The organism is Rummeliibacillus sp. NPDC094406, assembly GCF_044763875.1.
Taxonomy (GTDB): Bacteria; Bacillota; Bacilli; order Bacillales_A; family Planococcaceae; genus Rummeliibacillus.
Genome location: NZ_JBIWGZ010000006.1, coordinates 86,925 through 98,882 on the forward strand (window position 1 = coordinate 86,925; position 11,958 = coordinate 98,882).

Consider the following 11,958-nt stretch of genomic DNA (forward strand, 5'->3'; position numbering starts at 1 on the left):
ACCCCACCTTATAATACTAAATACATGGTAACAAAAATGATAATAAGCAAGCATTTAGTATCAATTAAATATCTTCTCTGTTATATATATTTAATCTTATTGAGAGGCAATAATATTTTTTTGTGTATTATTTTATACCTATTTTTTATTTGCAGCCAGCTTCTTTTCTAATAGATTGTCTAAGTCTTCTTTTAATTTTGTATAAAAATACTCGTTCCCTAATGTTTGGAATATTCCCAAAGATTTATTGCACTTTTCAATTCCCTCTATAATGGTATCATCTACTATATTTAGCATTCCTTCATAAAACAGTGATAATGTTAGTTCAAAAAACTCTGTATTCTTTATTGTATATGCTTTCGTAGCATTTAATAACATTTTAGCAGATTGAAAGTCATTATTTTTTATACTTAATTCTAGAAGGTTAAATATTAAATAGCTTAATACTTTTGTATCTGAATTCAATTCCTTATATTTTTCTGCATATTTCAATAAATTTTTTGACATTAAAATAGCAGTAGCAGGAGGAATTATAAATAAAAAATTATTTAATACAACTAACTCATGGTAGCACCAATCATCAATGCTTAATAAATAATCAGCCATTTCCTTAATATATTCTTTATTTATTTTATTTACATCCAAGTCATTTTCCATACAATGGCACAAAATATATAAATGTCTTAAAAAAATATCGCCATTTTCTTTATATTTCTTTTCCGCTTCATTTTTTATTTTTGAGATCTCTTCTATATTTTTTTCATAGAATAATTTTATTACATCATTATAGGCATTCATTTTTGATGATTTTTTATAATCATTTTTAATATAGAAAAACTCATTGTAATTTACATTACAATAATCCAATATTTCAGTAAGCTTGTCTGATGAAATACTATTTTTACCGGATTCGATTCGAGCAATATAGGGACGAGTCATACCAATCGCATTGGCTAGTGATTGTTGTGTGATGTTTTTATTTGTACGTATTTTTTTAATTACTTGGCCAATTTCCATTTAATAGCCCCCTAAATTTAAGGATATGTATCATTTTGTTTACATTTTTTTTAAAATGTATTTTTTTTATTATAATTACTTATATAACATATAAGAAAGGAATGAGAAAATGATGAAAAAGAAATCTATTTTCGTAAATTGTTTAGTTGCAGCTGCTGTATTACTATCTTCTGCAGCAACTATTCAACTTCAACATTTTTTTGCTCAATACTAAAATTTATTTTTGAATACTTCTTTTCTTTTGTACCCCAAAATTATAATAGTCCTTATTCAATCCTCCTGATTATTAAAGGAGGATTTTTTTTGATGAAACATTAAGTTTTCCTAAACGGTTTCACAATTGATTGAATAGTTAAATTCTATCACATAAATTCGTTTACTAATCATTTTAGGATTATTTTGTACTATTCCAAAAGTAATAGATAAAAATTATTTCTATTATAACAGCGTTATTACACTAAATTGCAGTTTTGGTTGGGACATAGAAAAACACATGATACATTCACCATATCAGGGGGTGATGATCAAGTTCCTGATGCATCGTGCATCGGATACAATGAACATCTTACACCTTTTATAATACTATAATCTATTAGAGTAACAAAGGAGTGCTGAAAATGGAGGAAAAGAAAGTTACTTGGTTAGAACTCTTTTTTGACTTGCTATTTGTAGCAGCTGTTGCGACTACAACTCATGTTTTACTTCATGTTGAAAAAGGGTACATACATCCAGAATATTTATTAAAGTTTGCTCTAATGTTTATCCCAATATGGTGGTCTTGGGTTGGGCAAACGTTGTTTATTAATCGCTTTGGACAAGATTTTTTGCATCAACGCTTATTAATGATTCTTCAAATGGTGTTTGTCCTTACTATGATTTCCAGCTTATCGGTTGATTTTGATCAATACTATCTCTCTTTCCTTATTGGCTATATTGGAATAAGAACACTAACAGCGATTCAATATCTTGTTGTTCAAAGATTGGAAGAAGGGGATAGAAAAAAGGCAGCCTGGTTTTTAGGAACACGTTTTTGGATTGGGATCATCATTTCATTTCTCTCTATCTTTTTTGATTCATGGATTCGATACGCTGTGTTATATGCAGGAATTGCGGTCGATATTATTGTGCCTGTTTACGGACGAAAGTACTTGGTTAAAGCCCCGACCAATATAGCTCATTTATTAGAACGTTTTGCATTGTTAACATTAATCCTTTTTGGAGAATCGGTCGTCAGCACGCTTTCTGTACTACAGCCGCAAAAAGGTGATTGGGATTCAATCTCGTTTTCCATTGTTTCATTTATCCTTATTATTTCGATGTGGTGGCAGTATTTTGATAATGTAGAAAAGAAGGTAAACAAGTCGATCCAAACAGCAGGTCAAACCATTATTTACGGTCATCTGTTTATTTTAATTTCTTTGAGCATGATTGCAGCTTCAATCAAGCTGCTGTTTTTACATGAGGCCCATTATTCATTTATGTTATATTTTGTATTTAGTTCTGTACTACTCTATTTCCTCGCAACTACTACTGTTTTTCATCAATATAGGTATGAACAACACCGTTTGACTATTTATCATTTAGGGTTATTCTTAGGAATTTTAGCAGTCTTTTTTATTATTAATTTGATCATGGTTGTTCCAAACATTGTCATAATGGGGGAATTATCCTTGTTTTTTATCATTTATGCTAAATTAACAACCACTTAAAAAATCCGGTAGTTTTATAATAGGGTGCATACCCAAAAAATAATAATTTTCAATTGTTAGCGGTAAGCTTCAGAACTTTTTTAAACATCGCCATTTTATTTCAAAGCTAAGGTTAAGGAACCCGGCTAATCTTCGCATATGAAGGTAGCTGGGTTTTAAAGTTAGTTATGCAAAATAGTAGAACGATACGCCACACATTTTTGGTCTTAAATTATTTCTTGCTCATACCGTTTATCCGTATCGGGTGGTGACTGGCAACCAAAATTAAAATCGCATATTTTAAGGTACGACTTAGTTGTAATTAAGTGTAAGTTCAAGCTATTATCCAATATTGCACTTATCTAATTTTAAGTCGTATTGCAAAATGGTATATTCTTAATTTCTTTGTATATATGTTTTGAGGTAATTGTTTAAGTGTATAAATTTCTAAATTTGTGTGCATTAGATTTTATTAAGATACCAATAGAAACGCTGAATATTATGCTCAGTTAGTAAAATAAGCTCAACAAAAAAGGGCATCCATCCATTTTGGATCAACGCCCTCGATCATAGCATTTTATTCGTTATTTAAGGTGCTTGTTTAACATCTTACATGTTTCCGTTTGAAGCCAATTCTACCTTTATCTACTTCCTTTTGAATACTTTCATAAGCGTGAAGGAAACTACTTTTTTTATTGTCCTTTTTGACTTCTACTGGACCTACTTCTTTTGCAGTTTTGACCGCCTTGTCATGGAGCGGTAAATATGAAACTCCCACTGTGAATAGGAAATTGTTCATAGCAGATTTCGTTCGTTCAGGCGAATCGTGAATGGTATTTTTCACAATTTCAAGCATTCTGGCAATCTTGCTTTCGGAAAATTCAACATCTGAGCGATTCCCTAAAAGCCAGCAGTAGCAACTCCAACCCGCTGACATTCTCAACTCTTCACCACTTGCGATCCATTTATCAGCAACTTCTTGTGCAATATCCGCTTCAGCTAAAGTTACTGCTACCACAAAATCAGACAACATATAAAAATATGCCGAATCCATCCAACGATCAAAATCTGACTCAGTCATTGCTTGTGGATCGGCAATAATACCTGCAAAGTACATTGCATCGTAGTTCCCTGTGGCATAAAGCTCTTCAGCTAAAGGTTGATTGATTTTTATTCTCTTGGCTATTGGCTTCATCGCGCCTGTAGCCACGCCAAAAAGCGGCTCATGCGCACCATTGGAAATGTATATTTTTTTAGTTCGTTCCTTGCCAAGAGCTTCAAGCTCCTGAATCACCATTTCAAAATTCATTGTTTGCACTTCCTTCATTTTGGAGTCCCCCCTACTATTTTGCTCATTAATTATATTACCATTATCCTATAACAAACTATTCTTTGTCAGCTAAGATACAATTTTATCCCAGGAGTGTTAGGCAGAACTCTTCTAATTACATCGTGGGGCAATATTCTAGAACTGTTACTGTTCAAAACATTTATTAAAACTGTATATTAAGGAAATAGTATTTTTATCAATTAAGGATTGAATTAATGAAACTCATTGAAATCGTCTAATAAAATAAAAAGTGCCAAAACCCTTATATATCAAGGATTTTGACACTCATTGAAACCATATGATTTCACTCTATGGAGACGGTGGGAGTCGAACCCTACCATCTCAAACAGTTAATATATCAAGTATTATCGAACTTTAAATAATGTTTGACTACGTTTTTGGCTACGTTTGATAAAAATTACGTTGCGGGGCAAGATTTTTAATTATTATTTGATTAGTTATTAATTATGTATCTAATTAAATAAAAAAGTAGATATAGATTTTACTAAGTTAATATATTTTTGAAAAAGTAATAGGTAGAACTTTAAAATTTAAGAATAATACTATATAAACACAGATTATTATTAATATATTAATTTTTATGTAACTAAACCTACATGTAAATGTGTAAGTCTATACTACTTGGTTTCCTCAAACCACAAAAAAACTATTAAAACTCAAATAATTTGATAAAATAGGTATTAGTTAATGAAACTAGTAAAGACACCTCTTAACATTTATTACTACACAATATACTGGGGGATTTTATATGGCTATTTGGCTTTTCAGGGCCGGAGCCTCTGGAGAATACGAACAAAAATTTCTTTCTGATAATCGAATTTATCTAACTTGGGATTCCTTGAATATCGACTTAATATCATTTAAAGAAAAAGAAGATCTGTATCCATATTTAATCGAAAAATACAAATTGCCGAAAAAAAGAACTGCTTATAATTGGGCTTCACAATTATATCCAATGGCCAACTCAATGCAAATTGGAGATTGGATTGTACTACCTAGCAAAATCAATAAAACATTTCATTTTGGCGAAATTAAAAGCGAATACCGATTTGATGTAAATGCAAATAATCCATTTTATCATTATCGTGATGTTCATTGGTTTTCTATGAACGTTCCTAAAGAAGTTTTTAAATATGATATATTAAATTCATTTGGAGCTTTCATGACTATTTGCCAAATAAAAGCTAATGATGCCGAAGGAAGACTGATAAAGATGTATCAAAACAATTGGCTTTCTGAGTAAACAATTAAAGTGCCCCCCAATATCAACTGGGAGGCATTTTCCTTTTATATTTAATAATTACTTTATATGATTAATCTTCATCTGCACCTAATCTTACTTTAATTTCAAAGTTAATAATATATTGAAGTTCGAGTTCCGTTAAACCATAGTATTCAGCCAACTCAGTATCTATACGGTCAATAATATTTTTTGAATATCTTGGGTAAAACTCATCGTATTCAACTTTACCTGTAGCATAATTTGCTTCTTTTCGATGTGCATTTTTCTGATAATCTTTCATTAAAACATGGTTTAAATCAACAAAACGTGATTTCATCTCCTCGCTCATCGTGCTTAATCCTAATGGAAAATTATTTATTTCTCTAGCAGACAGGTCTCTACAGTTAGATAATAAAATGAACCACCAGAAAAATAATGAACTATTGATGGTTGCCGAAACAACATCTCCATCTTCTTTACTTTTCACCTTCAGAGGTTTTACATGTGAAGAAATTTTATGACCTTCTTTTTCGTTCCAAAAATATGGAATGAAGTTCATTGCTCTTATCCAATATCTTGGTGCATTATGATAATAAATAGTATAAAAATCAAGTGTAGTACCTAAATCGTTAGATAAAAGCTTCTTAGCATTAATTTTATTCCATATGTCGACTTCTATTTTATTACTCAATTTAGGAATAGAATTTTTATATTCAATTCCCTGGTTCTGCTCCACATACTTTAAGTTTTCAAACAAGAATGGTCTATATGGCTCCATCCAATGATGATATTTAGTTGTAAAGACCTTATTTGTGTTTTTACAAGGATGATACAACATAATAGCTAAACGTTGATCTACACCAACAAAAAGCTTAGAAGGCCTTATAGAATACGTTGAAATCCATAGCATTTTATCTTTTTTGTATAGCTCCATAAGAGGGGCCATTCTATCTGTACAGAAAGCTGAATGTGGAATAATCATTCCTATAATACCGTTTTCCTTTAAAAGATAATTACATCTTTCTAAAACAAAAGCATAAAGATTGTTTGTCCTAATCGTTTTATAATCGTACAGTTCATACTCAGATTTTATTTTTCTATATTCAACATAAGGTGGATTACCTATTAAAATATCAAATCCACCTTGTTCCATAATATCGTAGAAATCAACAAACCAATGGAATGGTAAATTTTTCTCTACCCACTCTGTATAGTCGACTTGTCCCGCATGAACATTTTTCAAATATCTATTTAGCTCTCTCTTTAATGAGAACAACTCTGTGTTTAATTCTTGCTTAATGTTATAAATTGTACTGCCGTTATTTATTTGTTCATCTTTATATTTTGCAAATAAATTTTTAATTAAATCAATCTTTACATTTAACGTAGTAGTAAACCCATCATAATCCAGTGTACTTTCTACTACTTGACGCGCTCTCTCAATGCTTTCAAACCCTACCAAAGTATTTCCAGATCTAATATTAAAATCAATATCAGGTAATGGTTCCAATTCTTCAATTGAATTGATTTGTGAAATTAGTTTCAAAAACAACCGTAGTTTACAAATTTCAGTAGCTTCTTCCATAATATCTACACCATACAAATTATTGATCATGATGGTTTTTAAAATGAAATAGTCTTGATTATTATGTTCTTGTATTTTATTCAACTCTTTATTTACTTTTTCATAGTGACGAGCTAAATTATTCGGTTCATTTAACCATGCTGTCATTCTAATAATTAAACTATGATAAATAGCTTCTAAAATATTTAAAGCTTCGAATAAAAAAGCTCCTGACCCACAAGTAGGGTCTAATACTTTGATTTCTCTAACCGCTTTATATAGTTCAACTATAATATCTGGATCTTCACATTCTTCTATGAAATCCTGCATAATTTGCCTAACATCTAAATTATTCGTAATCAAATCTTCAATTTTATAGATTTCACCATTCTTCATTTTCTTAAATATTTCACGATAATTATCAATACGAAGATTAAATTCATTCCATGTCTCTGTAGGTAATCCTATATCTCCGTCTACCTTCACATTTGACAAATTAATATCGACCTGTGATTCTATTCCTTTTTTTGTTGAACTATACATATATCGATCTGGGTCTCTAGATAAGATATCCCGTAAAAGCCTGCTAACATTAACTTTGTTATCTTTATTCCTTAATAAAGTTCCAAATAAATATGGAATAATTGAATTTTTACTAATGTAGTTAGTAATATCTTCTTTAGTATAATATGCGCCCATTTGTTTTTGATTAATGTATTTTTCAAATAAATAACCTAAAACATCTGGGTTAATTTCATTATCATTTTTATTGGGTCTATCATCTAAATGCCAATTATATTTCTCAAAGAAATCAAAGATCTTTTCAAATGCTTCATCTTTGATAACTATATCTGGATAAACTTCTTCAATATGGTGTCTTACAAATAAACCACCATTTAAATATGGAATTTCTCCGATGACATCCACAGTATGAGAAGATCGTTTTTCAGGAACTAGCGCAAAACCTTTAAAGAATAAAACACTTAAAAATTCTGTAAAAAAACGATCTCCCGATGTATATTTTTCACTAATTCCATTCAGATTATTTCTTAAATAATTAACATCACTATTTAAAAAGCCCTTCTTTTGAATAAAATAAGTAAACATTAAGCGATTTAATATTACTGATACATACCACTCTCTTAAATGCTTATCATCTATTCCATCTATATATTTAATAAATTGTTTGCGTTCTTTATTAAACTGATCAAAAAACTTCTTCGTTACTTTTTCAAGGTCAAATGCAGAACTCGCTCGTGTAGCAACTTCCATGATGTTGACATTTCCATCTTCAAAATCTTCAAATCCAAAATATATAGATCTTAATTTTTGAATAATTGCCTCTCCAGTCTGACCTTTATAAAAATTATATTCTTTAATACTTAGTGGTTCATCTTTAACTCTTCGAACCCATTGCCATATCTGACGCGTTTTTGCAGCATCGATATAAATAATAATATGTTCACGATAGCTTTTGGATAATTCACGTTCAATTTTCTTACGTACAGTAAAGTTTGAGATTGCTATGTTATTTTCATCAACAATTGTCAAAGCAGGCATTCCAGCAATTTCAGCTATCGGATTTAGCCAAAATACTTCTTTGTTCACTTCTACTTTAATATCTTGAAGATGACAATTGTTCCATCCTAAATCTTCAATAAATAATCGCTTAAAATCAAAACTATAAATGTTATTTCTTATTTCATTTACTGGGTACTTCATATTTTCTCCTTCTAGTTTAATCCCATAGAACACAATATTACTGGTTCAAACTGTTGTCGATCTTCTGAAATATTACATAGTCTATTTTCAAGTTGAATTGAATATAATGTGTCTATTAACTCTCTAATATCGACATTTGAACGTAATTTTGCATTTAAAATGTCTGCCGCATATCTCGTTAGGGGATACTTATATATTAAATTTAGTATATCATTTAAATTATCTAGTTCATCCATGAATATTGAATTTCTGATCTCTATAGTATAATTTTTTAACATTTCATAAACCTTAAATCGAGCCCCTGTTGCTTTTCCGAGTTGACCACCAATATTTTTTTGTTCGGATTTAAAATCTTTTAAAGCTTTAGCAACTATGCCATGATGATTCGCGCCCTTTTCAACAAAAGGAGTCTCCATTTGACATTCGATAGCTTTTATAATTTCATATTGAGATGTACTAATTTTCTCCCCATCTTCATTCATCCATATTAGCGCATCATTTCCTACCATATTTCGTAAATACACAATTACGGAATTAGCAGCAGTAAAATGTTGTTTCTTTTTGCTTGAATAGACTACGTGAGGTAACTCTCTAATGATTTTCTCTAAATCTGGATATTGTTCAGACTCACGTTTCCAAATCTCGTATGCATATGATGATAAATCAACTTCATTAAAAAAGTCTTGTTCTTCTAATAACGTCGATTTTTCATTATATAGATCACGTAAAGCTTCAATATCCCCCTGGTCTTCAAAAAATGTTTCATCAGTTCCAACTACTTCTGCGTTTTCTGATAAACGATTTAATAATCTATTTCTTAAATTAATAATATTTTCTATACCTTCTACTGGCATAAAACTATAGCATAATATTTCTTCAGCTTGTTGGCCAATCCTATCTACGCGCCCGGCTCTTTGGATCAACCTAATAATTGCCCAAGGCAGATCATAATTAATTACAATTGATGAATCTTGTAGATTTTGACCTTCACTTAAAGCATCTGTTGCAATTAATATTCTAATCTCTTTATCTACCTTTTGATGATTACTCTTGGGACTAAATTTCCACACTATTTCTGTTGGATTTTCACTAGAACCTGTTATTCGCTCTAATTCGGTTACACCATGTTTTTTTAGATTTTCGAACAAGTATTCTACTGTATCTTCAAACTGTGAAAAGATCAGCACTTTTTGTTTTGAATGGTGCACTGTCAATACTTCTAAGAGTTTTAAAAATTTCTCATCATTTTCTGCGACCCATTGATAATCTACATTCGAAGCTATTTGCAATAAAATTTTGCTATCTGATTCTAAATGTCCTACTAATTTTTTACTAAATAACACTGGCGAAATCCATTTAAAATTATTGCTATATTTATCTTTGATTTTTTCATAAATTTTCCTTGATTGTACTTCAATACCAGCAAGAGTTTTCTGAAATTGTGCTTTTTCCCCCACCTCATAAACTTCATCTTCTAAAAGAGAATGAAAATCTTCGTTAATTTTAATTTCAAGTAATTCCGAACTTTGGGAGCCAATTGGTACTGGTAATTGATTTTTTAATGCATACAATAGAACACCGTCTCTATACAAATATCTATAAATAGTTTTTAGAAATGCCTGCCCACTACTCTCCAATCTTTTAAAAACATTCGTTCTATAGAAGCCAATTAGATGTCTCGCAGATCCTAAATTCTCAACCAATTGAGATTCAACACTAGTTAATCCCTTTTTATTCTGAACACTAATATAATCTGCTAAAAGGTACCTTGGTAACTTTAATGAGTTGATTTTGTCTAAGACATCTTCCGAATATAGTTTACTGTAAGACGATTTCCCAGCTGATTCATAGGTAAGTGTTTTTGGAATTCTTTGAGGAAAATATGCCTTATTTCCATTTTTAAACTTGATATATTTTCTACTATCATCATCATCCTTCTTAGAATAATTCTCTAGTATAAAACTTCTCGTTCTCCTCACCATATATAACCGCATTAATTCCTGCCAATCTTCTGCATATGTGCTACGTTCGAAAGCTTCTAATGAGTTTAAAGAGCATTGATATTGTCTTAAAAACTCTGTTTCTCCCATTTCCTCAATTAACCTTTCTGGCCTTATACTGAACTGATAGCCTTCAGGAATAAATAACCGTAATTGATTAGATAAATCATAAAAAGTCTTATTATAAGGAGTTGCTGTCAATAAGACGACTTTCGATTCACTTCTATTTATATAACTTTGAACTGCTTTATAACGCTTACCATCTTTATTACGTAAATTATGACTCTCATCAATAATAACCAGACCATATCTAGTTTTTAATTTATCTAAATCTTCAATTACTGTTCCTAGAGATATAACTTTTGCATTTAAATCATAGCGTTTACAATAATCTTTCCACATAGGCACTAATTTTGCTGGACAGAGAATTAAGGTTTCGATAAAGTAATTTTCCTGATACAATCTTGCAATTGACGTCGCTAATATTGTTTTACCTAGTCCGACTACGTCACCTATTACTACACCATTTCTTTTTTGAATGTGCTGAACTGCAATTTTTAATGCTGTTTCTTGAAATTCTAATAATTCATTTTGAATTACCTCTGGAATCGATACATCTCTTACACCTTGCTGCGCCTCTTCCGACAAATGATAAATCATTTTCATATAAATGTTATAGGGAATAATTTTCTCTTCACGCGCCCAACTTTCGCTTAGGAGCTTAATTAAATCTTCAGTAATATCTAATGAATATCTATCTTCCCAGCGATCTGAAAACCACTTAGATAACTTATTACAAGCATCATAGTCTAAAACATCTACATTCAGCTCACCTTGACCTCTAAGGCCTGAAAACGTTAAATTACTACTCCCTAAATATCCTACAATCGGGCTAATAGGATCTTTCCTATACATTAAGTATAGCTTGGCATGTAAACTTGTACGTAAATATAGTTTCACACGTACTTTACCTTCTTTTAGTTGACTAACCAATCGCTTTAGGCCAGCTTCATCACTGTTAGAAGGAGCTCCAATAATTAATTGTTTTTTAAAACTATCCAATAGTTTATTTTTAATATCTAACGTTGTTTTTCGATCAAGATAGCTCTCCGTACTATCTGAAAATAGTTCCACTAATTCTTCTTCAGGTAATTTTTGCATCCCTATTAATAATCTACATTGATTATTAGTAGTACCTTGCATATCCTTAATATATTTATCTATTTGCTTCCATCCTCTTAAATTAAAATATCCTATACAAAAATCTGCTTTATATGAAGTTTCTAACGTTGTAGATAAAGCTTCAACCAGCTTTTGATCGATATTATCAAATATCCTAGGCATTCATTTAATCTCCTTTTAAAAAAATTAAAAGAGAGAAAAATTTCTCTCTC

The 11,958-nt window shown here is 30.5% G+C and carries 6 protein-coding genes; 2 read left to right on the plus strand and 4 right to left on the minus strand.

Translation table 11 applies throughout. The annotated features are described in order from the left end of the window. Positions 1-138: 138 nt before the first annotated feature. Positions 139-1,017 (minus strand): helix-turn-helix domain-containing protein, encoded by an 879-nt coding sequence (locus ACIQ4I_RS15655; protein WP_403097642.1) that lies wholly within the window; start codon positions 1,015-1,017, stop codon positions 139-141. A gap of 617 nt (positions 1,018-1,634) precedes the next feature. Here ACIQ4I_RS15655 and ACIQ4I_RS15660 point away from each other — a divergent pair. Then, positions 1,635-2,726: a low temperature requirement protein A gene (locus tag ACIQ4I_RS15660; protein ID WP_403097644.1), complete on the plus strand. Its 1,092-nt coding sequence runs from the start codon at positions 1,635-1,637 to the stop codon at positions 2,724-2,726. A gap of 580 nt (positions 2,727-3,306) precedes the next feature. Here ACIQ4I_RS15660 and ACIQ4I_RS15665 read toward each other — a convergent pair. Further along, on the minus strand, positions 3,307-4,014 hold the full coding sequence (locus ACIQ4I_RS15665) for a DNA alkylation repair protein (RefSeq protein WP_403097997.1): 708 nt from the start codon (positions 4,012-4,014) through the stop codon (positions 3,307-3,309). 790 nt (positions 4,015-4,804) lie between these two features. Here ACIQ4I_RS15665 and ACIQ4I_RS15670 point away from each other — a divergent pair. Further along, on the plus strand, positions 4,805-5,299 hold the full coding sequence (locus tag ACIQ4I_RS15670) for a restriction endonuclease (protein ID WP_403097647.1): 495 nt from the start codon (positions 4,805-4,807) through the stop codon (positions 5,297-5,299). A 70-nt stretch (positions 5,300-5,369) separates the two neighbouring features. Here the strand turns inward: ACIQ4I_RS15670 and ACIQ4I_RS15675 are convergent, their stop codons facing one another. Next, a complete protein-coding gene (locus ACIQ4I_RS15675) occupies positions 5,370-8,564 on the minus strand; it encodes an Eco57I restriction-modification methylase domain-containing protein (protein WP_403097650.1) in 3,195 nt (1,064 codons plus the stop codon). 11 nt (positions 8,565-8,575) lie between these two features. Next, positions 8,576-11,908 carry a helicase-related protein gene (locus tag ACIQ4I_RS15680; RefSeq protein WP_403097653.1) on the minus strand — a complete coding sequence of 1,111 codons (3,333 nt, stop codon included), beginning with the start codon at positions 11,906-11,908 and terminating at the stop codon, positions 8,576-8,578. Between the last annotated feature and the right edge of the window lie 50 nt (positions 11,909-11,958).